This window comes from Streptomonospora litoralis (assembly GCF_004323735.1).
Lineage (GTDB): Bacteria > Actinomycetota > Actinomycetes > Streptosporangiales > Streptosporangiaceae > Streptomonospora > Streptomonospora litoralis.
Window position 1 is genome coordinate 1,044,872 of sequence record NZ_CP036455.1, and the last position, 25,595, is coordinate 1,070,466.

General features: G+C 72.2%; 20 protein-coding genes. 12 read left to right on the forward strand and 8 right to left on the reverse strand.

Translation table 11 applies throughout. The features are described 5' to 3' along the window. Positions 1-229: 229 nt before the first annotated feature. Entirely contained in the window at positions 230-1,225 is a 996-nt protein-coding gene (locus EKD16_RS04535) for a stage II sporulation protein M (RefSeq protein ID WP_131097241.1), read from the forward strand. A 1,579-nt stretch (positions 1,226-2,804) separates the two neighbouring features. Here the strand turns inward: EKD16_RS04535 and EKD16_RS04540 are convergent. The 5 genes from EKD16_RS04540 to EKD16_RS26315 form a co-directional block, all read right to left on the reverse strand. Then, entirely contained in the window at positions 2,805-4,106 is a 1,302-nt protein-coding gene (locus EKD16_RS04540; RefSeq protein WP_131097242.1) for a DUF58 domain-containing protein, read from the reverse strand. A gap of 70 nt (positions 4,107-4,176) precedes the next feature. Beyond that, a complete protein-coding gene (locus EKD16_RS04545) occupies positions 4,177-5,172 on the reverse strand; it encodes an AAA family ATPase (RefSeq protein ID WP_131097243.1) in 996 nt (331 codons plus the stop codon). An 82-nt stretch (positions 5,173-5,254) separates the two neighbouring features. After that, entirely contained in the window at positions 5,255-6,439 is a 1,185-nt protein-coding gene (locus EKD16_RS04550; protein WP_131097244.1) for a DUF4350 domain-containing protein, read from the reverse strand. Beyond that, positions 6,436-7,101 carry a DUF4129 domain-containing protein gene (locus EKD16_RS04555; RefSeq protein ID WP_242677232.1) on the reverse strand — a complete coding sequence of 222 codons (666 nt, stop codon included), beginning with the start codon at positions 7,099-7,101 and terminating at the stop codon, positions 6,436-6,438. The genes EKD16_RS04550 and EKD16_RS04555 overlap by 4 nt, the downstream gene beginning before the upstream one ends. Further along, a complete protein-coding gene (locus tag EKD16_RS26315; protein ID WP_207391428.1) occupies positions 7,098-8,579 on the reverse strand; it encodes a hypothetical protein in 1,482 nt (493 codons plus the stop codon). The genes EKD16_RS04555 and EKD16_RS26315 overlap by 4 nt, the downstream gene beginning before the upstream one ends. 488 nt (positions 8,580-9,067) lie before the next feature. Here EKD16_RS26315 and mtrA point away from each other — a divergent pair, with 488 nt between their 5' ends. The 5 genes from mtrA (at position 9,068) to hpf (ending at position 15,829) form a co-directional block, all read left to right on the forward strand. Beyond that, complete coding sequence (gene mtrA, locus EKD16_RS04565; RefSeq protein WP_131102024.1) at positions 9,068-9,745, forward strand: MtrAB system response regulator MtrA; 678 nt, start codon at positions 9,068-9,070, stop codon at positions 9,743-9,745. Positions 9,746-9,756: 11 nt separating this feature from the next. Next, the gene (mtrB, locus tag EKD16_RS04570) at positions 9,757-11,481 is read left to right on the forward strand and encodes an MtrAB system histidine kinase MtrB (protein WP_131097245.1); all 1,725 of its coding nucleotides are present in this window, start codon (positions 9,757-9,759) and stop codon (positions 11,479-11,481) included. A gap of 2 nt (positions 11,482-11,483) precedes the next feature. After that, positions 11,484-13,403 carry an LpqB family beta-propeller domain-containing protein gene (locus tag EKD16_RS04575; protein ID WP_131097246.1) on the forward strand — a complete coding sequence of 640 codons (1,920 nt, stop codon included), beginning with the start codon at positions 11,484-11,486 and terminating at the stop codon, positions 13,401-13,403. A 121-nt stretch (positions 13,404-13,524) separates the two neighbouring features. Next, on the forward strand, positions 13,525-14,313 hold the full coding sequence (locus EKD16_RS04580; RefSeq protein WP_131097247.1) for a ComF family protein: 789 nt from the start codon (positions 13,525-13,527) through the stop codon (positions 14,311-14,313). A gap of 838 nt (positions 14,314-15,151) precedes the next feature. Next, complete coding sequence (gene hpf / locus EKD16_RS04585) at positions 15,152-15,829, forward strand: ribosome hibernation-promoting factor, HPF/YfiA family (protein WP_131097248.1); 678 nt, start codon at positions 15,152-15,154, stop codon at positions 15,827-15,829. Positions 15,830-16,024: 195 nt separating this feature from the next. Here the strand turns inward: hpf and EKD16_RS04590 are convergent, their stop codons facing one another. After that, positions 16,025-16,531, reverse strand: coding sequence for a pro-sigmaK processing inhibitor BofA family protein (locus tag EKD16_RS04590; protein WP_242677233.1), 507 nt, complete (start codon positions 16,529-16,531; stop codon positions 16,025-16,027). A gap of 232 nt (positions 16,532-16,763) precedes the next feature. On the opposite strand from EKD16_RS04590, the gene secA reads away from it, so the two are divergent. Beyond that, positions 16,764-19,748 (forward strand): preprotein translocase subunit SecA, encoded by a 2,985-nt coding sequence (secA, locus tag EKD16_RS04595; protein WP_131097249.1) that lies wholly within the window; start codon positions 16,764-16,766, stop codon positions 19,746-19,748. A gap of 468 nt (positions 19,749-20,216) precedes the next feature. Here the strand turns inward: secA and EKD16_RS04600 are convergent, their stop codons facing one another. Continuing rightward, positions 20,217-21,674 (reverse strand): PTS transporter subunit EIIC, encoded by a 1,458-nt coding sequence (locus tag EKD16_RS04600; RefSeq protein WP_131097250.1) that lies wholly within the window; start codon positions 21,672-21,674, stop codon positions 20,217-20,219. 55 nt (positions 21,675-21,729) lie between these two features. Further along, positions 21,730-22,470, reverse strand: coding sequence for a GntR family transcriptional regulator (locus EKD16_RS04605; protein WP_131097251.1), 741 nt, complete (start codon positions 22,468-22,470; stop codon positions 21,730-21,732). 180 nt (positions 22,471-22,650) lie between these two features. Here EKD16_RS04605 and EKD16_RS04610 point away from each other — a divergent pair, with 180 nt between their 5' ends. The 5 genes from EKD16_RS04610 (at position 22,651) to EKD16_RS04630 (ending at position 25,588) form a co-directional block, all read left to right on the forward strand. Then, positions 22,651-23,694 carry an SIS domain-containing protein gene (locus tag EKD16_RS04610; RefSeq protein ID WP_131097252.1) on the forward strand — a complete coding sequence of 348 codons (1,044 nt, stop codon included), beginning with the start codon at positions 22,651-22,653 and terminating at the stop codon, positions 23,692-23,694. Between the two features lie 157 nt (positions 23,695-23,851). Beyond that, complete coding sequence (locus EKD16_RS04615) at positions 23,852-24,100, forward strand: PTS glucose/sucrose transporter subunit IIB (protein ID WP_341351885.1); 249 nt, start codon at positions 23,852-23,854, stop codon at positions 24,098-24,100. A gap of 81 nt (positions 24,101-24,181) precedes the next feature. After that, positions 24,182-24,628, forward strand: coding sequence for a PTS sugar transporter subunit IIA (locus tag EKD16_RS04620; protein ID WP_131097254.1), 447 nt, complete (start codon positions 24,182-24,184; stop codon positions 24,626-24,628). Further along, a complete protein-coding gene (locus tag EKD16_RS04625; RefSeq protein ID WP_131097255.1) occupies positions 24,625-25,305 on the forward strand; it encodes an HAD family hydrolase in 681 nt (226 codons plus the stop codon). The genes EKD16_RS04620 and EKD16_RS04625 overlap by 4 nt, the downstream gene beginning before the upstream one ends. A gap of 25 nt (positions 25,306-25,330) precedes the next feature. Beyond that, positions 25,331-25,588, forward strand: a complete 258-nt coding sequence (locus EKD16_RS04630) for an HPr family phosphocarrier protein (protein WP_131097256.1) — start codon at positions 25,331-25,333, stop codon at positions 25,586-25,588. Positions 25,589-25,595 lie beyond the last annotated feature (7 nt).

A 25,595-nucleotide genomic window follows, 5' to 3' on the forward strand; every position in this document is an offset into this window, starting at 1 on the left:
CGTGCCGAGTCCTGTTCCCAGTCTGGCAGGCGATGGCGACGAACCGGACGCGGCCGTCGTCCCGACGCGGAACGGCGCTTTCCCACCGTCCGCGGGGGCGCAGCCGCGCACGAGTGGGCTCCGGGCCGACGCGGCCGCGGGAGCGCCGACAGCGACCGCGCTCGGCGCGTCGCCGGGGACCCGCTCGCCGGGAACCCGCCTCGGCGCGGGTGCCGGTAAAGTCGCCTGCGTGGATCTCGACGTCTTCACCGCCGCCCACCGCTCCGACTGGGAACGCCTCGACCGTCTCGTGCGCGGTCGGCGCCGCCTCGACGGCCCGGAGGTCGACGAACTCGTCGAGCTTTACCAGCGCGTGTCCACCCACCTCTCCCTGGTGCGCTCCTCGGGCCAGGACCCCGCCCTGGTGGGTTACCTCTCCGGGCTCGTGGCACGCGCGCGCTCCGCGGTAACCGGCGCGCACGAACCCGCCTGGCGCGACCTCTCCCGCTTCTTCACCCAGACCTTCCCCGCGGTGCTGTACCGGCTGCGCTGGTGGTGGATCGCCGCGAGCCTCGGCACGGTCGCCTTCTCGACGGCGATCGCGGCCTGGATCGCCTCCGATCCCCGCACGCGCAGCGCCATCGGCACCCCCGAGCAGATCCGCGCCTACGTCGAGAACGACTTCGCGAACTACTACGTGGAGCATCCCGGCGCCTCCTTCGCCGCGCAGGTGTGGACCAACAACGCCTGGGCCGCCGCCCAGGCGCTGATCCTGGGCGTGTTCCTGTGCCTGCCCACGATCTACGTGCTGGCGCTCAACGGCGCCAACCTCGGTTTGGCGGGCGGGCTGATGTTCGCCGCCGGCAAGGGCGACGTCTTCTTCGGGCTGATCCTGCCGCACGGACTGCTGGAGCTGACCGCGGTGTTCGTCGCCGCGGGAGTGGGCCTCAAGCTCGGTTGGACCGTCATCGCCCCGGGGCCGCGCCCGCGCCTGCGCGCCTTAGGGGAAGAAGCCCGCCCGGCCCTGGCCGTCGCACTGGGGTTGGTGCTGGTGCTGTTCCTCTCCGGGCTGATCGAGGGGTTCGTGACCGGCTGGGTGCACATCACTTGGCTGCGCATCGCCATCGGTGTTGCGGCCGAACTGCTCTTCCTCGCCTACGTCTTCATCGTGGGCCGCGCGGCCCACAACCGCGGAGTCACAGGCGACATCGCCTCCGGCCCGCAGGCGGCCCCGGTCGCGGGTTAGGTTCCGGGCAGGCGGCTCGGGTGCGCTGGGCAGGCGGCTCGGGCATGTTGTGCGGCCTTGTTGGTCTGCCGGGTGGCGGATGGTCTTAGGGAAAAGCGGCGGCGATGGTGGCGCAGGGCCCGGCCCGCGGTCGACGCGTCGGGTGCCCGCCGGTGGCCCGTGCGGCGGGGGCGGGTCGGGTCCGCTGGGCGGCCTTGCTGGTCTGCCGGGTGGCGGATGGTCTTAGGGAAAAGCGGCGGCGAGGGCGGTGGAGGGCCGGGCCTGCGGTCGTCGGTTCGGGTGCTCGCCGGTGGCGGGGGCCGGCGGGGCGGCGGCGACGACGGCAGCGGGGCCGGGCCTGCGGTTGACGGGGGCGGCGGTCACCGGCCCCTGGCCGCTGTCTGGTTAAAACCCTGCGTTGGGCGGCACCGGTGCCATCGAGTCTGTCTGCACAGTTGGATTCGGCGCCGAATCCAACCCTGCAGACAGACTTGGCGCGGCTTGGCCCGTCTATCGTGAACTTATGGTCGCAGGTAAGCGCATTCCGCGGCCATAAGTTCCCGATCATCGCCGGATGGACCGGCATAGGGGACCTACCGACGCCGGTTGGCCGGCGTGGTGCCGCCGTGTTCCGGCCGGGCCCGCACCGGCAGAAGGCCCCGCGCGGCGGGGCGCGGTCGCGGGTGCCCGCACGGCCCGGTGGCGCGCCGGATCGGGGGCCGGGGGCGACGACACGGCGCTCATGGCGCCCGTGTGGCGCCGCCGGGAGCGCCGCCGTCCGATGGGGTGGACTTTTGGGGCCCTATGCCCGTTGTGCGGGCGGCGTCGGCGGGTGCGGCGGCCACGAGGTGCACGAAAAGTTGCCCCCGGGGCTGTTTTCGCGCCATTCGGTGCGCCTCGTGCGCCATCACCGCCGCAGCGCGGAGGCAGACCCGCCGGGAACTCGGGCATTGGTGGGCAAACCACCCCGTGTTGTTTCGTATCGCGGAATGACGGTGCGAGGGCGGCACCTCGGGGCGGCGCGGAGGCCGATGACGCCGCACCTACGTGCATCTCGTGACCCCGATCCGGCTGCATGACCGCCGCCGGGAGCCCCGCATCAGGCCCGCGCCGACAACCGGGCGGCGCCCCCGGGACTCGACCACCCGCGGCCGGGGCCGCGGACCACCGCCGACCACCGAAGGCCCGGCCCCGTTGCTGCCGGCGCCGCCCCCGTCGGCCGCCGTCACCGGCGGGCACCCGGCCCGGTGACCGCAGGCTCAGCCCTCCGCCGCCGTCGCCGCCGCTTTCCAGGCAAGACCACCCGCCCCCGGCAGACCACAAGGCCGCACAGCGGACCCGACCCGCCCCGTCGGCCGCCGTCACCGGCGGGCACCCGGCCCGTTGGGCACAGGCGTCACCCCGCAGTGCCCTCGCCGCCTCGTCGGCCGCCGCCACCGGCGAGCACCCGGTCCGGTGGGCACGGGCCCAACCCACCGCCGCCCTCGCTGCGGCTTTCCGGTGAAGACCGCCCGTCGCTCGACAGACCACAAGGCTGCACAGCGGACCTGGGCCGCCTGCGGGTAGGCCCGGGAGAGGCCCGCGGAGCCGCGAGCTCCGGTTACAGCCTTCCCTGAGCCTTCAGCGAGATGTAGGCGTCGGCCAGGGCCGGGGCGATGTGCTCGGGATCGGCGTCGACGACCTCCACCCCGTGGCGGCGCAGTTCGGCGGTGATGCGGCTGCGTTCGCCCAGCGTCCGCTCGGCCGCGGCCGCTTCGTAGACCGCCCGGCCGCTGCCGCGTTCGGCTGCCATCTCGGTGACCCGGGGGTCGCCCACAGCGGCCACCATCAGCAGGTGGCGGGAGGTCAGTGAGGGCAGCCGCGGCAGCAGGCCCTCTTCCAGCGCCGCGGCGTTCAGGTCGGTCAGCAGCACCACCAGCTGCCGGGTGCGGCTGTGCCCGCCGAGGATCGTGGCGACCAGGCCCGCGGTGTCCGACTCCACCAGCTCGGCCTCCAGCGGCGCCATGGCCTGCACGATCTGCGGGATGCGGCTGCCGCGGCCGTGGCTGCGCACCTGGGCGCGCACGCGGCGGTCGTAGGCGAGCAGGTCGACCCGGTCACCGGCCTTGCCGGCCAAGGCGGCGAGCAGCAGCGCCGCGTCCATGGCGTGGTCCAGCCGGGGCACGTCGCCCACCCGGCCGGCCGAGGTGCGGCCGGTGTCGAGCACGATCAGGATGCGGCGATCGCGCTCGGGCCGCCAGGTGCGCACGACGACGGCGTCGCGGCGGGCCGTGGCGCGCCAGTCGATGGAGCGCACGTCGTCGCCGGGCACGTACTCCCGCAGCGAGTCGAACTCGCTGCCCTGGCCCCGTACCAGGGCCGTGTGCTGGCCATCGAGCTCGCGCAGCCGCGACAGCTTGCCCGGCAGGTGCCGCCGGCTGTGGAACGGCGGCAGCGCCCGCAGCGTCCACGGCACGGAGTGTGTGCACTGGCGCGCGGCCAGCCCCAGCGGGCCCAGACTGCGCACCGTCACCCCCGCGGCCGCCTGGTCGCCGCGCCGCGTCGGCGTGAGCGCGGTGGTCAGCCGCACTCGGCCGCCGCCCGGGATACGCACCCGGCGGCGGGTCGGCTGCGCGCCCGCGCTGGGCGCCCACGCGTCGCGGACGACTCCGCGCACCGCGCGGCGGCGGGGGTTGGCCGCCACCAGCGCGACCTCCCCGGTCTCCCCGAGCCGGACGGAGGTGTCGCCGGAGCGCTCGAAGCGCAGCGCGCGCGGGCTGGGCGCCAGCACCACGTCGGCCGCCACGGCCAGCGCCAGCGGCACCAGCAGCGCGGCGACCAGCCAAGAACCGACCGATCCCGCGATGAGCACCACGAGCATGGCGGCGACGGCGGCCAGCACCGCCCGCCCCGTGATCGCCATCGTCGCCTACCTCCGTACCTGTGAGCTGTGCCTGTGTGCGTGCCGGTGCCCTTTTCGGGCGGGAGCCGCGTCAGCGGGGAACCGGTACCGAGGCCAGCACCCCGTCGAGCACGCCTGCGCTGGTGGCGCCCTCCAGTTCCGCCTCGGGGCGCAGCGCGACACGGTGCCTCAGCGTGGCCTTGGCCAGGGCCTTGACGTCGTCGGGGGTGACGTAGTCGCGTCCGGACAGCCAGGCCCAGGCGCGGCTGGTGCGCAGCAGGGCGGTGGCCCCGCGTGGCGACGCGCCCAGTTGCAGCGACGGCGAACTGCGGGTGGCACGGCAGATGTCGACGATGTAACCGAGTACCTCCGGGGCCACGCGGGTGGCGGACACGGCCGCGCGGGCGGTGCGCAGCTCCTCCGCCCCGGCGACCGGGCGCAGCCCGGCGGCGTCGAGGTCACCGGGGTCGAAGCCCGTGGCGTGGCGGCCGAGCATGTCGACCTCGCTGTCGCGCTCGGGCAGGCTCACGACGAGTTTGAGCAGGAACCGGTCGAGCTGGGCCTCGGGCAGCGGGTAGGTGCCCTCGTACTCCACCGGGTTCTGGGTGGCGGCGACCACGAACGGGTCGGGCAGCGCAGCCGGCTCGCCCGCGACGGTGACCTGGCGCTCCTCCATCGCCTCCAGCAGCGCCGCCTGCGTCTTGGGCGGCGTCCGGTTGATCTCGTCGGCGAGGAAGAGATTGGTGAAGACGGGGCCCTCGTGGAACTCGAACTTGGCGGTGCGCGAGTCGTAGACCAGCGAGCCGGTGACGTCGCCCGGCATCAGGTCCGGGGTGAACTGGATGCGCTTGTGCTCCAGGGACAGCGCCGCGGAGACCGCCCGCACCAGCAGCGTCTTGGCGACACCGGGCACGCCCTCCATCAGCACGTGGCCGCGGCACAGCAGCGCCACGACCATCCCCGTCACGGTCTCGTTCTGGCCCACGACGGCCTTGGCCACCTCGTGGCGCAGCGCTGTCAGCGCGGCCCTGGCCTGTTCGGCCTGCTCGGCGGAAGGCGGTCCGTCGGCGGCGGGGAAGGCGGTCACGTGTGGTCTCCCTCGGTCGGCGAAGTCGGCAACGGCATGGTCGGATGGGCGGCGGCGCCGGGCGGGCGCGAGCCGTCGATGCTCACCGCAGGCGCCCTTCCAGCGCGTCCAGCTCGTCGGCCAGCCGCACCAGCCCGTTGTCGTCGGCGGTATAGGAGTCGTCGCCGCCGGCCTCGCGCGGCCCGAAGAGCAGCGCGCCCAGCTGGGCGGGATCGTCTCCCGTGCGGGCGGCGGCCGACTCCACTACAGCGGTCGGCGCGGCGTCGGGGCCCAGCCCCAGCCCCGGCCGGATCCGCCGCAGAGTGCCCGAGCGCAGCGCGGCGCCCGCGCGGTCGCGGGCCCGGCGCGCGGCGTAGAGCCCGGCGCGGCCCTCGGTGGTCTCGGAGGCGCGCACGACTACGGGCAGCCGCTCGGTCACCAGCGGTCCCAGGCGCCGCCCTCGCCACAGCGCGAGCAGCAGCAGCGCAGCGGCCAGGGGGACGAGGGCGAGCCGCAGCTGCACCGGAATCAGCTGCCACAGGCTCTGCCCCTGCTCGGGCACCGGGTCGGGGCGCAGCCACACCACGTCGCGCTCGCCGATGAGCGAGAGGACCAGCGCGGCGTTGCCCTCGTCGTCGAGGCGGGCGTTGGTCAGCGGCGCGGGACTGCCCAGCACGGTGGTGGTGTGCCCTTCGCCGGAGACCCGCACCAGTGCGTGCCCACCCGCGGCGGGGTAGCAGGCGCGGGCGCCGCCCCCTTCGGTGCTGTAGACCTCGCCGCCGATGTCGGCGGTGCCCGCCGCCTCCGCGGCCGCCAGTCCGCACTCGGGGGCCAGCGTCTGCTCCTCGGTGCGGCCGGTCATCCGCACACCGGGCGCCAGGGCGTTCAGCGCAGGGGTGGTGGGGCGCACCAGGATGCGGTCGCCCAGGCCCCCGGACAGCCGGTCCAGCTGCTCGCGGGTCAGGCGGTGCGCGCCCGCGAGCACCGTCACGCCGCCCGGTCCGGCCGCCTCCAGGGCGTCGGCCGCGCTGCGGGCGACGTCGACCTCGTTGCCGCGGTCCCGCAGGATCTGCACGAGGGCGCGACTGCCGTCGGGGTTGGGGCCCTCCGGCTCCAGCAGGCCCTCCCGGTACTGCTGCGCCCCCAGGGACACCAGTAGCGCGAGGGCGATCAGGCCGGCGATGAAGGCGGCGGGTCCGCGGACCCGCCGCCAGAGGTGGCCGGCTCCGGGCGTGGTCGGGGCCGAGGGGGCGGACGGCGGCGCCGGCGCGGTGGCGGGTGCGCTCACAGGGCGCCTCCGGAGGGGACGGCGGAGGCTGCGGCGGCGTCGGCCGGACGCGCCCGGCCCACCCGCTCGTCGAGGTCGGCCAGCACGCGGTAGTCCTCCGCGGTGGCGATGCGCTGGCCGTAGGCGGAGTCGTTGAAGGTGTCGGCGCCCGCGTAGAGTTGCTCGCGCAGCTGCGGCAGCACTTCCGCGGTCTCCGCGGCGAGTTCGGTGGCGGTGCGTCCGGGGCGGGGCGTGATGACGGCCGAGTCCTCCAGTTCACGGCTGACCGCGCGGAGCCGTTCGCGGATCGCGGCGGCGTAGTCGCCCTGCTCCGCGTGGCCCTCGGCCGCGGCGCGGTGGTCGGCGGCCGTCATCGGGGAACCCGTGTCGACGGCCGCACCGCGACGGCGGGCACGGCGGGCGGGGCGCAGGTACACCACCAGAGCCACCAGCACCAGCGCCAGCACCACCAGCAGCGGCGCGAGCGTCCACCAGCCGCCCGGCACGGCGGAGCCGACCACGTCCAGCAGTTCGTCGAACCACTCCTGCAGGCGCTGTCTGATCAGCTCCAGCAGGCTCGGCTCGGCCTGGCCGTAGATGCGCTCGGACAGTTCCTCGCGGGCCGCGCGCCGCCCCTCCTCGCGCTCGACGACGGCGGCGGGGAGCAGCGGGACGCCCGTCAAGCGGGCCCTCCGGGGTGGCCGCTCCCGCCGGGGCCGCTGTGCCATCCCCTGCCGTCCTCCTGCGGAGGCGCTCCGCCCTGCGGGCCGTAGGGCCCGGAGGCGGGCGGGGCGTATCCGGGGCCGGACGGGGGTCCGGCGCCGGGACCGTAGGCCCCCGGCTGCGCCTGCTGCCCCGGTGCCGAAGGTCCGGGCGGACCGCCGACGGGACGGTCGGCGTTCTCGGGCCGGTAGACGTCGGCGCCGACGTCTGCGCCCGACTGCGCGGCCGTCTGCAGTTGCAGGTCGAGCCCTTCGCGGCGCATGCGCAGGTCGATGTAGAGCAGCGTGGTGACGCCGATGACGAACGGCTGGCCCAGTGTGCCGGACAGGACCGTGCCGATGAAGGCCGCGGCGGTGGCGACGACCGGCATCCACGCGGCGTCGGGGAGGAAGAAGGAGAGCGCCAGCCCGACGCCTTGGAAGGGCGTCGCCAGCACATTCACCACCAGCGCCGTGATGACCTGGGCCAGCAGCAGGATGCCGAAGACCCGCCACCAGCTGTGCTGGGTCAGTCGCCAGGAGCGGCCCAGAGCCGATACCGGACCGCTGCGCTCCAGTACGGCCACCGGCATCGCCAGCGAGACGCGCACGTAGACCCACGCGGCCAGCGCGATGAGCGCGAGGAGGCCGAGGAGCCCCAGCAGGACCCCCGCGGCGGGGTGGACGGCCATACCCAGCAGGATCGCGCCGAAGAACAGGCCGATCAGCAGTGCCGTCCACAGCAGCCCGAGTAGAAAGAGCAGCCCGGCGACGGCGAAGACGGCGCCGATCCGGCCGCGCACCGCCCGCAGCGCCTCGCCCATGGAGAGACTGCGCCCCAGGACGGCCATGCCGACGACAGCGGCGAGGAGGCCGGTGAGCAGGATCTGGCCGATGGCGGAGACGAACGCGCCGCCGTACATCGTGGCCAGGGTCCACGGCTGGAAAGGTATCTCGTCGGCGGTTGCGTTCGGGTTCTCCACCGTCCGCTGCATGAAGTCGCCGTAGTCGCTGAAGTAGCCGGCCAGCCCGACGGAGGTGACGACGCTGAATACGGCGGTGACCACGAGGGCGAGGCCCAGGGTGGTCCGGGGGTTGTGCCGGATGTAGCCGAAGGCGCCGTTGAGGATGTCGCCCAGAGTGAGCGGGCGCAGCGACACCACGCCGGGCCGCGGTGCCCAGGGGCGGCCGTAGCCGGGGGGAGCCCCGGGCGGTGCCTGGCCTCCGGCCGCGCCGCCGTAAGGTCCGGGGCTTTGGCCGTAGCCGCCTGCACCTTGACCGGGGGCGCCGGGGTCGCCCGCGCCGCCCGGCGCCGTCCACGGGCTCTGGCCCGAAGGGACGCCCTCGCCGGGGTTGGCCCACCAGCCTCCCGGGTCGTGACTGCTTGCCGCCTCCTCCGGCTGCCCGGCACCGGCCTCCGAACCGGGCGCCCGCCACTGCCGGCCGTCGTCGTGGCTCATCGGTATCGGTCCTCCGTAGCGGTGCTGATTCAGCTCAGGGCGGTGGCGGTCCCCACGTTATGCCACAGCGGCGGCGCAGCGGGCGGTGCGGGAAGGCCGGAAAGCCGGTAGCGCTTTGAGAACACCGCACCGGTTCATTCGTTTTGTATGCTTTCTGTTATATGCCGGCCAAATCGGCGCGGGCCGCACGGCCTCCGCGGGTCCGCACATCTGGACGCGCGGCGGTGCAGGCGGCAGGGTGGCGCGCGGACCCGTCCAGCGGGCCGTCCAGGCGGGCCACCGGGGCGGGCGTGCCGTACGGCAGGGGCCGATCGCGGGCGAGCCCGGGCGGAGCCCGGTCCGAAGATGGCAAGGTTAGTTGGGAGGACGGCTCCCACGAGGGACCCGGCGAAAGTGTCCGAAGTTCTGCCGCTTGAGTGTCCAGAAAGGAGAAGGCGCGAGCCGCCGCGCCTCCACCGTGGGAGGAGGGCCTCGTGCCGGATACACCCATGAAGGGACGCGTACTGGTCGTCGACGACGACCTCGCTCTCGCTGAGATGTTGGGCATCGTCCTCAGAGGCGAAGGCTTCGAGCCGTCGTTCGTGCACGACGGCGACAAGGCCCTGGAAGCCTTCCGCGAGACCAAGCCCGATCTCGTGCTGCTGGACCTGATGCTGCCCGGTGCCGACGGCATCGACGTCTGTCGGCAGATCCGCGCCGAGTCGGGCGTGCCCATCGTGATGCTGACCGCCAAGAGCGACACCGTGGACATCGTGCTGGGGCTGGAGTCCGGGGCCGACGACTACATCGTCAAGCCGTTCAAGCCCAAGGAGCTGGTGGCCCGCGTGCGGGTGCGGCTGCGCCGCACCGAGGAGCCGGCGCCCGAGGTGCTGCAGATCGGCGACATCACCATCGACGTCGCGGGCCACGCCGTGCGCCGCGACGGCGAACCCATCAGCCTCACTCCGCTGGAGTTCGACCTGCTGGTGGCTCTGGCCCGCAAGCCGCGCCAGGTCTTCACCCGCGAGGTGCTGCTGGAGCAGGTGTGGGGATACCGCCACGCCGCTGACACGCGGCTGGTCAACGTCCACGTGCAGCGGTTGCGGGCGAAGATCGAGAAGGACCCCGAGCACCCCGAGGTCGTCGTGACGGTGCGGGGTGTCGGCTACAAGGCGGGAACCGCCTGAATCCAGGGGAAATGGCACAGGCAACGGGCGATGTCGAGACCGAGTACGCGGCGCAGCCGGGCCAGGGGCCGGCCGCCGCGCGGTCGCGTCTGCACCGCGTCGCCGCTCTGCCGGTGCGCTGCTATCTCGCCGCGCAACGGGGAGCCCGCGCCCTCGTCCGCGGCGTGCACCAGCGCTGGCGGCGCTCGCTGCAGCTGCGCGTGGTCACCACCACGCTGCTGATCTCCGCGCTGGTCACGGCGGTCCTCGGCTTCTTCCTGGTGCAGCAGGTGCTGACCGGCCTGCTCGACGCCAAACGGGAGGCGGCGCTCAACGACCACAAGGCCGGCCTGGACACCGCCGTGAGCATGATGCAGGACGGCGACCACAGCGCCGACCAGGACGGCCGCGCCGAGGAGATCACCACCCAGCTCAGCAACCACAGCGGCACGACCGGCTTCTACGAGGTCGTCATGCTGCCCGACGTCGGAGGTCTGCGCGGCTACTCCACCGTCGAGAAGGCCAGCGTCCCCCAACGCCTGCGCGAGGAGGTCGGCCAGAGCGAACTGGGCCGGCAGTTCGTCACCTACACCGAGATCGTCGGCGACGACGCCCGCACGCCCGGAATCGTCGTTGGCGCGCGGCTGTCCAACACCTACGAGCTGTACTACCTCTTCCCGCTCGACCACGAGCAGCAGATGCTCGACCTGGTGCAGAACACGGTGTTCTTCGTCGGCACCGTGCTGATCCTGCTGCTGGCCGTGATCGCCTACGTCGTGACCCGCCAGGTGGTCAGCCCGGTCCGCGCCGCGGCCGGATCGGCCGAGCAGCTGGCTTCGGGCGACCTGTCCGAACGGATGAAGGTGCGCGGCGAGGACGACCTGGCCCGCCTCGCGCTGTCGTTCAACGACATGGCCGGCAACCTGCAGGAGAAGATCCGCGAGCTGGAGGAGCTGTCCCAGGTGCAGCGCCAGTTCGCCTCCGACGTCTCCCACGAGCTGCGCACCCCGCTCACCACCATCCGCATGGCCGGCGACCTGCTCTACGAGGACCGCGACGAGCTGGAACCGCACATGGGCCGCTCGGTCGAGCTGCTGCAGAGCCAGCTGGAGCGCTTCGAGGAGCTGCTGGCCGACCTGCTGGAGATCAGCCGCCACGACGCGAACGCCGTCACGCTGTCGATGGAGTCGGTCGACGTGCGCGACGCGGTGATGAAGGCCGTAGGCGACGCCGAGCAGATCGCCGAGAAGACCGGCATCAAGGTCGTGATGCGGCTGCCCGCCGAGCCCTGCACGGCCGAGTTCGACGCGCGCCGCATCAACCGCATCCTGCGCAACCTCATCGTCAACGCCATCGAGCACAGCGAGGGCAAGGACGTCATCGTGACCGCAGCAGGCGACCGCGACGCCGTGGCGGTGGCCGTCCGCGACTTCGGCGTGGGCCTGAAGGAGGGCGAGGAGCACATGTGCTTCGACCGCTTCTGGCGGGCCGACCCCGCACGGGCGCGCACCACCGGCGGCACCGGCCTCGGGCTGTCCATGGCGAAGGAGGACGCCCAGCTGCACGGCGGCTGGCTGCAGGCCTGGGGCATGCCCGGCAAGGGGTCGCAGTTCCGGCTTTCGCTGCCGCGCCGGGAGGGGCAGGAACTGCGCGGTTCCCCGCTGCCGCTCGCGCCGCCGGAGATGGCCATCGGGCGTGCTCGCGGCTTCTCGCCGCCGCTGACCGAGCGCCCGGCCGGCGTGGCCGGGGAGGTCTGAGAATGCGCACCGGAAACACGGCGACTCGGGGGCGACCGCCGCGACTCGGCGGCGCCGTGGCCGCGGCCGTCCTGGCGCTCGGGCTGTCGGCGTGTGCGACCGTGCCCAGCGGCGGACCGGTCGTCGAGGGAGCCGGCGGCGACGCAGGTTCGGCCTCCGGCAGCGGTTATGTGCGCCAGATCCCGCCCGGCCCGCAGCCCGGCGTCGACCCCGAGGGGCTCGTGCGCGGCTTCCTGAAGAGCATGGGCAGCTTCGAGGAGAACCACAGCGCCGCCCGCGAATACCTCGCGCCGGAGGCCGGCGCGAACTGGGTTCCCAACGGCCGCGTGCTCGTCTACGAGGACTCCGACAAGCTCGCCGTCGACACCCAGGTCGGCGACGACGGCGAAACCGCGACGGTGCGCCTGCTCTCCAGCCAGATGGCCACCATCGACAACAGCGGGCAGTACCTGCCTGCCGACGCCGGACAGGTCATCGACGTCACCCTGGAGCTGGTGCGCGACGACGAGGACCAGTGGCGGATCTCCGACCCGCCCGACCACCTCGTGCTCAGCCGCGGCGACGTCGACCTCGCCTACCGGCCGCTGAACCTGTACTTCTTCAACCGCGACCGCAGCACGCTGGTCCCCGATCCGGTGTTCCTCCCGGTCAGCAGCGACCGATCGGCCACGCGGCTGGTGAAGATGCTGGTGGACGGGCCGACGAGCTGGCTCGACGCGGCGGTGCGGTCCTCCTTCCCCGAGGAAGCCACGGCCGACGTCGCCTACGACGCGGGCAACGTGACCGTCGAGGTCGACTCCGCATCCGGCGGCGCGAAGCAGCGCTTCGGCATGGGCGCGCAGCTGGTGTGGACGCTGCGCCAGCTGCCCGAGGTGCAGGAGGTGACGCTGCGCGTCGACGGGCACGAGATCGAGATCCCGGGTGACGAGGGCGAGAATCTCCTCACCGGCGCGGGCGGCGACTGGGACTCCGTCAACCCCTCCGGGGTCACCGGCAACCTGCGCGCCTACTTCGTCCGCGACGGGCAGATGTGGTCGCTGGAGAGCGACTCCCAGGAGACCAAGCCCCAGGAGGCCCGCGTGCCGGGCGCGGCCGGCAGGGGCGACGTCGCACTGGAGCAGCACGCGGTCTCACTGGACGAGGACCAGGTGGCCGGCATCCGCGCCGGCGGCAAGGAGGTCGTCGTCACCACGACGGACGAAGGCAGCGAGTACGCCACTGTGCTCGCCGGCGGCGATTACACCTCGCTGTCGTGGGACGGCTACGGAAACCTGTGGGTCACCGAGGACACCACCGAGGGCGGCGGCGCGGAGAACCCGCAGCAGCAGGAGGAGTCGGAGTCGGTCGCCGAGGACACCGAGCGCGGTGACATGGCATCGTCGCCTTCGCCCTCGCCCAGCGGGGACGGGGCCGACCCCGGAACCCGCGTCTGGATGCTGCGGGACGGCACCGATCCGGTCGAGGTCGACGCCCCCGACCTGGCCGACACCGCGGTGAGCAAGATCCGGCTGTCGCGCGACGGCACACGCGCCGCCGTGCTCAGCGACGACGGCGACGGCGGCGGCACCGAGCTGACCGTGGGCCGGGTGGTGCACTTCGACGGTTCGGTCACCGTCAGCGGGGAGCTGCCGCTGGCCACCGAGCTGGAGGAGGTCACCGACGTCTCCTGGCGGGGCGGCGACCAGCTCGCCGTGCTGGGCCGTGTCGAGGACGACGCGGCCCAGGGCTACCTGGTCTCGCTGGACGGCAGCACCGAGACGACCAGCGTGAGCGCGCCCGCGGGAACCGACATGGTCGGTGTCACGGCGGCGCCGGGGCTGCCGCTGCTGTCCAGCACCGAGGACGACCAGATCTGGATGACCAACGACCGGATCACCTGGCAGCGCGTCGTCGTGGGGACGAACCCGGTCTACCCCGGCTGACCGGGGCTTCGAGGGCGGTACCGGCGGCGCGCGGCCGCGCGGCTCCGGCTGTCGGCGGCCGGTTGTCCACAGGTCGGCGATCGGCCTGGCGGCTGGGTGCGGCGAGGCCGAACCTGGAACCATGCGCGAATTCGAACCGCTCACCGTCCGGCCGTCCCTTCCCGCACGGCCGTCCCCGTCCCATCCGGCGCGGAGCGCGGCACACCGGCCGCGCCGGGCCCGCTCGCCGCGAGCGCTTGCGGCGCACGCCGGTGCGGCCCTCGGCGGCCTGGCCGGCCTGCTGCTGGGCGACCACTGCGCCGGATGCACCCGTCCCGGAGGCCGGCTGTGTGCCCACTGCGCCCGCGCCCTGGGCACGCGGCCGCACGCCTGCCGCCGCCGGCCGGGCTGCCCGCCGGTGTGGGCCGCCGGCGACTACCGCGGACTGGAGCGCACGGCGCTGCTGGCGTTCAAGGAGCACGGTGCCCGCGGCCTTGCGGAACCGCTGGGCGCCCGCCTGGCCGCGGCGGCGGGCGCGGCGGCGGCCCGCCACCGCGGTGCCGTGCTGGTCCCGGTACCGGCCCGGCCCGCGGCGCTGCGCCGCCGCGGATACGACCCCGTCATGCTGATGGTGCGGGCGGCCGCGAAGCGCTGCGGCGCCAGCGGGCCGCCGCTCGCGCCGGTACTGGCCCACCGGCGCCACGTCAGCGACCAGGTGGGTCTCGGCCGCGACCGGCGCCGGGCCAACCTCACCGGGGCGCTGACAGCGCGCGGCCCCGACGTTCCCGGTGTTCCCGGCGTCGCCGGGCGGCCCGTGGTGGTGGTCGACGACGTCGTCACCACCGGCGCCACGCTCGCCGAGGCGGTGCGTGCGCTGCGCGCGGCGGACGCGGTGGTGGTGGGCGCGGCCGTGCTGGCCGAGCGCAGCTGATATGTCGTCGGCCGCGGTCCGGCAACCTTTTACCTTCCGCCCGGTCCGGGGACTTTCAGCGCCTGCACCGCGGTTCGGGTTCCCCGCGGGGGGATACGGTACGAGATCACCACCTGACATCTGCGGGAACTCGGGTTAGCGTTCAGAACATGGCACCCGTCCGGGTCCGTGGTTGCGCCGGATACGGCGTCCCCTCGCGGGGGCGCCCCTTCGGCAAGCCGATGCCAGCCGCAGGCGAAACGGCCCACGTAAGGCGACTTTTCGTCGACCGATCACGGTGCGGCTTAGAGGTAAGTCCTGCCTCGCAGAGGGACCCGATGTCCCTCGGTTGCGGGAGAAGGGCAGTAGTCGCGCTCAAGCGCGGCGGGCCCCTCAGCAGGCGGATGTGGGGACGAAGACCAGGTCGGCCGGACGGGTGGCATCTGCCGGCGCTGCGCGGAGGCGGCCCATGCCCCTCCGCGGGCCCGGCGGGGTGCCCGCTGCCGGGGACCGCGCCGCACAGGCGCCGTCGCGGCGCGCCTTTCGCGCCGTGCCCCGCGAGCGTGGCGGCCGCCCCGGTTCCCTCACGCCGCGGCGAGGTGGGCGCGTCGGCGCCAGGTGTCGCAATCATGCCGCCGACCAGTGCGATTCCCGCGGCGGTAGCGACATGAGCCGTGATCACGTGGGTATACGCAGAGCCAAACCGAAGATCCGCCGAGTCGCCGAGGGAGCCCCGAGGGGTGCCCGAGCGGTGGCGGAGAGGAGGACCGCGGAGTGATGATGCGCTCCGCGCCCCGCGCGGAGCGGCAGTACGAAGCCGGGCCACCGGCCTCGGTGGCCACGCGTTGAAGGGGGTCTTGTGGACATCATCGTCAAAGGTCGACGCACCGGTGTCAGCGACAAGTTCCGGCGGCACGTCGAGAACAAGCTGAGCAAGCTCTCCAAGTGGGAGAAGAAGGGCATGAGCGTCGATGTGGAGGTGTCCAAGGAGCGGAATCCGAAGCTCGCCGACATGCGCGAGCGGGTCGAACTGACCATCCGCTCCACCGGCCCGGTGATCCGCAGCGAGGCGTCCGCCGACGATCGCTACAACGCCCTCGACCTGGCGATCGACCGCATAGAGTCGCGGCTGCGCAAGGTCGCCGACCGCAACAAGGTGCACAAGGGCAACCGCGCTCCCGTCTCGGTGGCCGCGGCCACCGCCGGTCTGGCCGGGAACGCCTCCGGCGCACCGGGCGGATCGGCCGAACCCGCCGCGGTCCCCGCACCGGCCGAGAATCCCGACGATTTCGACGGCAGCGCAGTCGACGAGCAGTTCTCCGACGAGTTCGTCGAACTCGACACCCAGGGGGACGGCCCGGTCATCGTGCGGGAGAAGTTCCACTCGGCCAAGCCGATGACCATCGACCAGGCCCTCATGGAGATGGAACTCGTCGGACACGACTTCTACCTGTTCCACGACGAGGACCGCGACGCCCCCAGCGTGGTCTACCGCAGAAAGGGCTTCAACTACGGCGTACTGCGCCTGGTGGATTAGGCGCTGCCTCGCCCGGGGCCCTCCGGGCGGTGTCCGGAGGGCCCTTCCGCCGATCGGCTCCCGCTGTGCCCGTTCACCGGCCCGAGCCGACGGCGCCCCGCGCATGAGCGGGCCCGACGGAGCGTTCCGTCGGGCCGGCATCCTCTCGTCGCCGGTGACCGAAGGCCCGCGCGGGTGGCGCGGGCCGAGCGGTGCTCAGGATTTGCGGTGGTCACCCGGCAGGTCGTCGGCGGCGGCGCGGTGGCCTTCCTCCGTTTCGGCGATGCGCCGGTCGGTCGACTTGATCCGGTGCAGCGGCGTGTTGTGCGGCTCCTCCGACTCCTGGTGGGGATCGTCGAGAACGACGTCGGTGAAGATGTCGGTGACCAGGAAAAGGATGCCGCCCACCGCCATCAGCCCGCCGCCGATGCCGATCAGCCACCAGTTGACCCCCACCGACAGCCCGATCCCGGCGAGCAGGAACCCGACGAAGAACACCGCCACCGCGATCCAAGACCCCAAGCGGCCCCGGTGGGTGTTGGTGGGCGCGAAGTTGCCGCCTTCGCCCTGGTAGCCGCGCACGTAGCGGCGGGGTGTGCGGCGCTTGGGCCGACCTTTGGTATCCGTCCGCGCTGTGCTGCCCGCTCCCGCGGTTCCGGCGCCGGTCCGCGTGCTGCCGGTCGTCTCGGCGGCCTTGCCGCGCGGAGTCTCCGCGTCCGTCATGGCGGCACCCCCTGGTACCTGTCGATGTGCACGGCGCACTCATGGCGCGACTAACCCGCGAAGAGGCCGGTAAACCGCCGCGCGACCGGCGGGAACGCATCTGTGACGGTGATGTGACCACCCGTGTATGCACAGTAGGGCGACCGGGTCGCCTACGATGGAGATCTGGTGGGGGTCAAGGATCCGTCCCGCCTCCAGACGCGGGCCCAGATCTGCGAGGAGCGCATAGGAAGTGCCAGCCATACTCGACAAGGTCCTCCGCGCAGGCGAGGGCAAGATCCTGCGCAAGCTGAACAAGCTCAAGGACCAGATCAACTCGATCGAGGACGACTTCGTCGATCTCAGCGACACCGAACTGCGTGAGCTCACCGACGAACTCCGCGAACGCCACAAGGACGGCGAGTCCCTCGACGACCTGCTGCCCGAGGCGTTCGCCGCGGTTCGCGAGGCGGCGAAGCGCACCCTCGGCCAGCGCCACTTCGACGTCCAGCTGATGGGCGGGGCGGCGCTGCACCTCGGCAACATCGCGGAGATGAAGACCGGTGAGGGCAAGACGCTGACCTCCGCCCTCGCGGTCTACTTGAACGCGCTGACGGGCGAGGGCGCCCACGTGGTGACCCCCAACGACTACCTCGCCAAGCGCGACGCCGAGAACATGGGCCGCATCTACCAGTTCCTCGGTCTGAAGGTCGGTGTCCTGGCGCCGGAGATGGCCCGCGAGGAACGCCAGGCCGCCTACCAGGCCGACGTCACCTACGGGACCAACAACGAGTTCGGCTTCGACTACCTGCGCGACAACATGGCCATCTCCCTGGAGGAGACGGTCCAGCGCGGCCACGCCTTCGCGATCGTCGACGAGGTCGACTCCATCCTCATCGACGAGGCCCGCACCCCGCTGATCATCAGCGGCCCCGCCGAGCAGAACTCCAAGTGGTACACCGAGTTCGCCAAGATCGCCCCCCGCCTGCGGCGCGAAACCGACTACGAGGTCGAGGAGAAGAACCGCACGGTCGGCATCACCGAGAGCGGTGTGGCCAAGGTCGAGGACTGGCTGGGCATCGACAACCTCTACGAGTCGGTCAACACGCCCCTCATCAGCTTCCTGAACAACGCCATCAAGGCCAAGGAGCTGTTCCGGCGCGACAAGGAGTACATCGTCAACGACGGCGAGGTGCTCATCGTCGACGAGTTCACCGGCCGCGTGCTGCGCGGGCGCCGCTACAACGAGGGCATGCACCAGGCGATCGAGGCCAAGGAGCGCGTCCGGATCAAGGACGAGAACCAGACCCAGGCCAAGATCACCCTGCAGAACTACTTCCGCCTTTACGACAAGCTGGCCGGCATGACCGGTACCGCCGTCACCGAGGCCGCGGAGTTCGACCAGACTTACGGCATCGGCGTGGTGCCCATCGCGACGAACAAGCCGATGATCCGCTCCGACGAGCGCGACGTCATCTACAAGGGCGAAGAGGCGAAGTTCGAGGCGCTCGTCGACGACATCGGCGAGTGCAACGAGCAGGGCCAGCCGGTGCTGGTGGGTACCACCAGCGTGGAGAAGTCCGAGCTGCTGTCGAAGATGCTCAAGCGGCGCGGCATCGGCCACGAAGTCCTCAACGCGAAGAACCACGCGCGTGAGGCGTCGATCATCGCCCGCGCGGGCAAGCTCGGCGCCGTCACCGTCGCCACCAACATGGCCGGCCGCGGCACCGACATCATGCTCGGCGGCAACCCCGAGTTCATGGCCGACGAGGAGCTGCAGCGGCGCGGTCTGACCCCGCTGGAGACCCCGGAGGAGTACGAGGAGGCCTGGCCGGAGGCGCTGGAGAAGGCGAAGCAGGAGGTCGAGAGCGAGCACGAGCAGGTCGTCGAGGCCGGCGGGCTCTATGTTCTCGGCACCGAGCGCCACGAGTCCCGGCGCATCGACAACCAGCTGCGCGGCCGCTCCGGCCGCCAGGGCGACCCCGGCCTTTCGCGCTTCTACCTTTCGCTTGAGGACGACCTCATGCGCCTGTTCAACAGCGCGCGGGTCGAGCTGATCTATGAGCGGCTGAACATCCCCGACGACCAGCCGATCGAGTCCAAGGTCGTCACCAAGGCGATCCAGTCCGCGCAGGCGCAGGTCGAGGCGCAGAACCTGGAGATCCGCAAGAACGTCCTGAAGTACGACGAGGTCCTCAACCGGCAGCGCAAGGTCATCTACGCCGAGCGGCGCAAGGTGCTGGAGGGTGCCGACCTGCATGAACAGGCGTCGGGCATGCTCGACGACGTCCTCGACGGCTACGTGCGCGCCGCCACCGCCGAGGGCGACGCCGGAGACTGGGACCTCGACCGCCTGTGGAAGGCGTTCAAGCAGATCTACCCGATCAGCTTCAGCGTCGACGACCTCATCGAGGAGAACGGCGGCGAGCTGACCACGCTGACCCCCGACATCATCTCCGCGCGTGTGTTGGAGGACGCCCACGAGGCGTACGGCCGCCGCGAGGAGGAGCTGGGCTCGGAGGCCATGCGCGAGCTGGAGCGCCGCGTGATCCTGGAGGTCATGGGCCGCAAGTGGCGTGAGCACCTTTACGAGATGGACTACCTCCAGCAGGGCATCGGCCTGCGGGCGATGGCCCAGCGCAACCCGCTGATCGAGTACCAGCGGGAGGGCTTCGACATGTTCCAGGAGATGTTGGAGGCCATCAAGGAGGAGTCCGTCGGCTACCTCTTCAACGTCGAGGTGCAGGTCCGCGGCCGGTCGACCGCCTCGGTCACCCCCGCGAGCGCGGCGGTCGCCGCGGCCGGTGCCGACGGCGGGATGGTCGCCACCGCTCCGGCCGAAGGCGCCACGGCCACCGCCACGGCGGAGCCCGAAACGGAGGCGGACAAGGCCGCATCGGCGGGCACGAACACGGCCGCCGGTAGCGGCACCGACACAGTCGCCGACCTGGACGCTTCGGACGTCGTCGAGGCCGAAGCCGAGGCGGAAAAGAAGGCGGCCCTCGACTCGGACGCCGTCGACGACGGCGGCGAGGAGCTTGTGGTGCCCGGCTTCGGCCAGAGCCGCCCGAGCCGTCTGCAGTACTCGTCGCCTTCCGAGGACGGCGGCGTCGACACCCGCACGGAGACCGCCGAGGACGCCTACGCGGGCACCTCCCGCAACTCCCCGTGCCCCTGCGGGTCGGGTAAGAAGTTCAAGAAGTGCCACGGCGACCCGCGCAACCGCGCCACCACCTGAGGGCCGCGGTCTCCGGGCGTGTGGGAACCCGGCGCCCGGGACGCGGATAGCACGAACGTGCAGGCCGCGGCGGAGCTTCCTGCTCCGCCGCGGCTTCCGCGTGTGCGGGCACGGTCGGAAAGACCGATGGTCGTCACCATCGCCGGGTGAGTGGCGGAGCACCGCTGCAGGGGCGGATTCCGCGCCGCTCGGCGGCAAGCCGGCGCACGCGCTTCGCGGTGCATGCCCCGTTGACGCAACCTGCTGCGGCGGTGTCGTGCTTGGTCCGGCGAGGGCTTGGAGCGAAGCCGGGCACCGTGCTTGTATCCGCAGGTGCTCCGACGGCTCCCGGCAACGATCCACGCGTCGGGGCGGGTCCCGGTCGTTCCGGGACCCGCCCCGACGGCGTTGTGGACTTACGGCTGCCCGGCGGCGCGGCTGGGGCACCCGAAAGCTTCAGGTGCGCGGCTCACCGCGGCGCCGGCCGCCTCACGTACCCGACTGCCTGCTGTCGCCGGCACCGCCGTCTCCGCGTGCGGACTCCGATCCGGACGCCGACCCGGAGGGCTCCTGCGGTGAACTGACATCGGGGTTGGCGGCCACCGAGGCGTTCTCCTCCACCGGTTCGCGGCCGGGGGTGGGCAGTTTCATGCGGGTGATCAGGAAGTAGAAGATCACGTAGTACAGCACCGCGTAGATCGCGCCCATCAGCAGGATCCACAACAACCCGGTGGTATTGGACTTGAACGCGTTCAGCAGCATGTCGATCAGGCCCGCTGAGAACCCGAAGCCCAGGTGCGCGTCGAGCGCGTTGAGGATGGCCATCGATATACCGGTGAGTACCACGTGCACCGCGAAGAGCACCGGCGCGACGAAGATGAACGCGAACTCGATCGGCTCGGTGATGCCGGTGACGAAGGCGGTCAGCGCGGCCGAGAACATGATGCCGCCGACCGCGGCGCGCTGGCTGGGGTGGGCGGCGCGCCACATGGCCAGGGCGGCGGCGGGCAGGCCGAACATCAGCACCGGGAAGAACCCGGAGAGGAAGCCGCCCGCGGTGGGGTCGCCGGCCAGGTAGCGGTTGATCTCGCCGTGGAAGACGTTTCCGGTCTCGGGGTCGGTGTAGCTGCCGAACACGAACCACACCACGGAGTTGACGATGTGGTGCAGGCCGAAGGGCAGCAGCAGCCGGTTGACGACGCCGTAGACACCGGCGCCCACGGCGCCCGAGCCGACGATCCACTGGCCCAGGTCGTTGATCCAGCCGCCCACGGTCGGCCAGACGAAGCCGAAGACCACCCCGAGCAGCAGCGCGGCCACGGCGGTGATGATCGGCACGAAGCGCCGGCCGCCGAAGAAGCCCAGCCAGGAGGGGAGCTTGATGCGGTAGAAGCGCTGCCACAGCAGTGCCGCGACCAGGCCGATGGCGATGCCGCCGAGCACGTCGGTCGGGTTCTTCGTTCCCCAGTTGATGATCTCGACGCCCTCGGCGTCGTAGCCCACGATGCGTTCACGCACTTCACCGCTGGGGTCGAAGTTGAAGAACATGTAGCGGGTCACGCGGTCGAAGACCACGTAGCCCACGACCGCGGCCAGCGCGGTGGAGCCGTCGGCGCGCTTCGCGAAGCCGATGGCCACACCCACGGCGAACAGCAGCGGCATCATCTCGAAGAGGGCGTTGCCGGCGGTGCCGATGACGCCGGCGACGGGCTGCATCCAGCCCATGCCCGCGACGTCGGCGAGACCGCCCGGGTCGTCGCCGTTGCTGCCCAGCAGATCACCCTGGCCCAGCCGGAGCAGGATCGCCGCGGCCGGCAGTACCGCGATGGGCATCATCAGGCTGCGGCCGATCCGCTGGAGCACGCCCAGCACGGTCGAGGTCGATCCGCCTGCGGGCGGACCGCCTGTGGCGGCCGATGTGGAACTCACAGGTTCCTCCCAGTTCATACGGGTCGGATGGGTGCGTACGCGCGGACGCGTGCGCGGTGGGGCCGGGCGGTGGTCAGGAGCCGCCCGGACGTAGCGGATCGAGGCGCGAGTGCAGCGTGTAGCGGTCCGCCCGGTACCGCGACGTCGCCAGTTCGACGCAACGGCCGTTGGCGAAGCTGCGGCGCCGCATGGAAAGCACGGGACTGCCGTTGGCCAGCCCGAGCAGTTTGGCGTCGGCGGGATCGCAGATGCCGGCCTCGATGGTCTGTTCGCCGGAGTCCAGGATGATCCCGTACTCCTGCTCCAGAACCGCGTACAGCGACCGGCCCGCCAGCGCGTGCTGGTCCAGGCCGGGCGCCAGGTCGACGGGTATGTTCGAGCGCTCCACCGCCATGGGTTCGCCGTCCGCGGTGCGCAGGCGCTCGATGTGGTGCACCGGGGTTTCGGGCTCCAGGCCCATGGTCCGCGCCGTGCTGCCGCTGGCGGGCATGACGCGGCGCACCAGATCCTGGGCTCCCGGCTGGTACCCGCGGGCGCGCATGTCCTCGGTGAAGGACGCCAGCGCGAGCGCCATCTCGATCTTGGGCCGGGCCAGGAACGTGCCTTTGCCCGGTACGCGGTAGAGCTTGCCCTCCGAGACCAGCAGATCGATGGTCTGGCGGACCGTCATCCGCGACAGCCCGTAGCGCTGTCCGAGTTCGCGCTCGGAGGGTATGGGGTCGTCGACCGACAGGCCCGTATCCACCATCCAGTCCAGCAGTAGATCCCTGAGCTGCGCATACTTTGGGACGGGGCTCGCGGAGTCGATCGCCATGGGAGGTGCCTGTTCGGTCGTGTGACATTCTGGTATGACTGGTATAGGCCGGACTAGACCACAGGACGGCCACATGTGTCAATATGTGACCGCGGCACACCGACCACATCCCGCAGCGTGCCGTATCCGCAGGACACGGCGGCTCTTCGGCACTGAGACGGATCCGAGGGAAGACACCTGATGACAACCACGACGAGCGTCATGCGCTCGGAGATCGCCGAGCAGCCCGAGGCGCTGCGCGCGACGCTGGACACGCTGCTGCCGCTGATGCCCGAGATCGCCGCCCTCGGCCGGGAGACCCGGCAGGTGCTGTTCATCGCCCGCGGCTCCTCCGACAACGCCGCCGTCTACGGCAGCTACCTGCTCCAGGCCCACTCCGGTCGCCTGGCGACGCTGGCCTCGCCGTCCATCGCCACCACCTACGGCGCCAAGGTCGACCTCTCCGGTGTACTGGCCGTCGCCATCTCCCAGTCGGGCCGCACCGAGGAGATCGTCGACACGATGGCCTGGGCCGCCGACTGCGGAGCACGCACGGTCGGCATCACCAACGGCGAAGACTCGCCGCTGACCCGGGCCGCCGACGTCGCCCTGGTCACCAGTGCCGGCACGGAACTCGCGGTCCCGGCCACCAAGACCTACACCACCCAGTTGGCCGCCCTCGCCGTACTCGCGCTGGGCCTGGGCGCCGACCTGGAGACAGCCGACCTCCAGGCGGTACCCGAAGCCGTGGAGCAGGTGCTGGCCCAGCCGGGCGACGCCGCCGACGCCATCGCCGATGCGCTGGTGGGCGTGCAGGGCGCGGTCGTCTCCGGGCGCGGCATGGCTTTCTCCACCGCATTGGAGGCCGCCCTCAAGCTCAAGGAGGCCTGCTACCTGCACGCCATGGGCCTGTCGTACGCCGATCTGCTGCACGGCCCGATCGCGGTGGTCGACCGCGCCACCCCCGCGATCCTCACCGCCGCCAACTCCGGGCCGACCCTGGACCAGACCGTCGCGCTGGCCGAACGCGTCACCGCCGCCGGTGCCCCCGCCTTCGGTATCGGCGGAGGATCGGCGCTGGCCGGCGCCTGCGACCTCGCGGTGCCCATGCCCGACCTGCCGGAGTGGCTGGCACCCATCGGACTCATCGTGCCCGCCCAGCTGATCACCGAACGGTTGGCCCGGCGGCTCGGCTACAACCCGGACGCGCCGCGCGGCCTGGGCAAGGTCACCCAGACGTCCTGAACGGCCCGCGGCACAGCCGCGGCGGGCACGCCCACAAGGCCGTCTGGGCGCCACCCGCTGCGCGGCTTAAGCTCGAATCCGTCCCCGGCTCCACGGCGCCCGTCGCGGACCCGTTCCGCGCACGGCAGGGGGCGGGAGTCGGACCAAGCACGACCAACTGGAGGAGAACATGGCCGACAAGGCAGCGGCGATCGTCGCCGGGCTCGGCGGCGCCGACAACATCGAAGACATCGAGGCGTGCATCACCAGGCTGCGCACCGAGGTCGGCGACGCCGGCAAGGTCGACGAGCCTGCGCTCAAGGCGGCCGGCGCCCACGGCGTGCTGATCTCCGGCAACGTCGTTCAGGTGGTGGTCGGCCCCGAGGCCGACTCGCTCACCGACGACATCAACGACCTGCTCGACTGACCCCGCGTCGGTCGGGCTGACAAACAACCGCCGGGCGCGGCCCCAGCAGGGCGGCCGCGCCCCATCCGCAGGAGGTGCCGCGTGCTCCGAGTGCTCACCCCCGTATCCGGGACCGCCGTCGCGATGTCGGAGGTCCCCGACCCGGTCTTCGCCCAGGGCATGGTCGGCCCGGGAGCGGCCGTCCGGCCCGGCGCAGGGTCGCAGGAGGCCGTGGCGCCCGTCGCCGGCCGCATCATGAAGCTGCACCCGCACGCGTTCATGGTGCTCGCCGAGGAGTCCTACGCCGTTCTGGTCCACTTGGGCATCGACACCGTGAAACTGGACGGCGCCGGGTTCGAGAAGCTCGTCGAAGAGGGCGCCGACGTCGCGGCGGGCGATCCCATGATCCGGTGGAATCCCACCGAGATCGAGGCCAAGGGCCTCTCGGCCGTGGTGCCGGTCGCCGCGCTGGAGGCCGACGCCGCCTCGGTCACCGACATCGCGTCCGGGGAAGTGGCCTCCGGCGACACATTGTTCTCCTGGGCATGAGCGCCGCCGACGACGCACCCGGACCCCGCGCCGCCCTCTTCGACCTGGACGGGACGCTGATCAACAGCGAACCGCGGTCGATGGAGGTGTGGTCGCGGCTGCTGGACATGCACAACGTTCCCTACGACGAGGGCACCCTGCACCGCTTCATGGGCCGTCGCGGCGCCGACGTGCTCGACGAGGACCCGCACCTCTTCCCGGGCGTCACCTGGGACGTCCTACTCGCCGAGCTGCAGATGATCCAGGAGGACCCGGATCTGCCCGCGTCGCAGGAGCTGCCGGAGTCGGTGGCCTTCCTGCACCGCCTGCACGCCCTGGACGTCCCGTTCGGCCTGGTGACCTCGGCGGGGCGCGGGTGGGCGCACACCGCTTTGGAGCGGCTGGGTGTGCTGCCGATGTTCCGGTGCCTGATCACCGCCGCGGACGTCGCCGAGGGCAAGCCCGACCCCGAGGGATACCTGAGCGCGGCGCGGATGCTGGGAGAGGACCCCGCACGCATCGTGGTGTTCGAGGACACGCCCGCCGGCATCGAGGCGGGGCTGCGCGCCGGCATGCGCGTCGTCGCGATCACCACCACCCACGAGCCCGCAGTACTGCGCAAGGCCGACCTGGTCGTCGACCGCCTCACCGAGGTCGACTGGCCGCGGCTGGTCCGGCGCACGAGACACGAGCAGTAGCAACCGAAAGAGGAAGGTGCGTCCCGTGGCGCAACGCCGAGTCACAGTCGAGTCCGAGGTCGGGCTGCACGCCCGCCCTGCCGCCCTGTTCGTCGAGGCCGCCGCGAAGGGCGGCGGCGAGGTGACGGTGGCCAAGGGCGAGGGGACGCCGGTGTCGGCCAAGAGCATCCTGGCCGTCATGGGCCTGGACGTCCGCAAGGGCGACGAGATCGTCATCAGCGCCGACGGCGAAGACGCCGAGGAGCTGCTGGGCCGGCTCGTCGAGATCGCCAACGCCGGTTAGCGACGTG

What these genes read in the sequence shown, in the direction of transcription:
- EKD16_RS04540 (WP_131097242.1), bottom strand. Translation starts at nt 4,106, where the DNA reads ATGGCGATCACGGGGCGGGCGGTGCTGGCCGCCGTCGCCGCCATGCTC.
- EKD16_RS26315 (WP_207391428.1), bottom strand. Translation starts at nt 8,579, where the DNA reads ATGAGCCACGACGACGGCCGGCAGTGGCGGGCGCCCGGTTCGGAGGCC.
- mtrA (WP_131102024.1), top strand. Translation starts at nt 9,068, where the DNA reads ATGAAGGGACGCGTACTGGTCGTCGACGACGACCTCGCTCTCGCTGAG.
- mtrB (WP_131097245.1), top strand. Translation starts at nt 9,757, where the DNA reads ATGGCACAGGCAACGGGCGATGTCGAGACCGAGTACGCGGCGCAGCCG.
- EKD16_RS04575 (WP_131097246.1), top strand. Translation starts at nt 11,484, where the DNA reads ATGCGCACCGGAAACACGGCGACTCGGGGGCGACCGCCGCGACTCGGC.
- EKD16_RS04580 (WP_131097247.1), top strand. Translation starts at nt 13,525, where the DNA reads ATGCGCGAATTCGAACCGCTCACCGTCCGGCCGTCCCTTCCCGCACGG.
- EKD16_RS04590 (WP_242677233.1), bottom strand. Translation starts at nt 16,531, where the DNA reads ATGACGGACGCGGAGACTCCGCGCGGCAAGGCCGCCGAGACGACCGGC.
- EKD16_RS04600 (WP_131097250.1), bottom strand. Translation starts at nt 21,674, where the DNA reads ATGAACTGGGAGGAACCTGTGAGTTCCACATCGGCCGCCACAGGCGGT.
- EKD16_RS04605 (WP_131097251.1), bottom strand. Translation starts at nt 22,470, where the DNA reads ATGGCGATCGACTCCGCGAGCCCCGTCCCAAAGTATGCGCAGCTCAGG.
- EKD16_RS04610 (WP_131097252.1), top strand. Translation starts at nt 22,651, where the DNA reads ATGACAACCACGACGAGCGTCATGCGCTCGGAGATCGCCGAGCAGCCC.
- EKD16_RS04625 (WP_131097255.1), top strand. Translation starts at nt 24,625, where the DNA reads ATGAGCGCCGCCGACGACGCACCCGGACCCCGCGCCGCCCTCTTCGAC.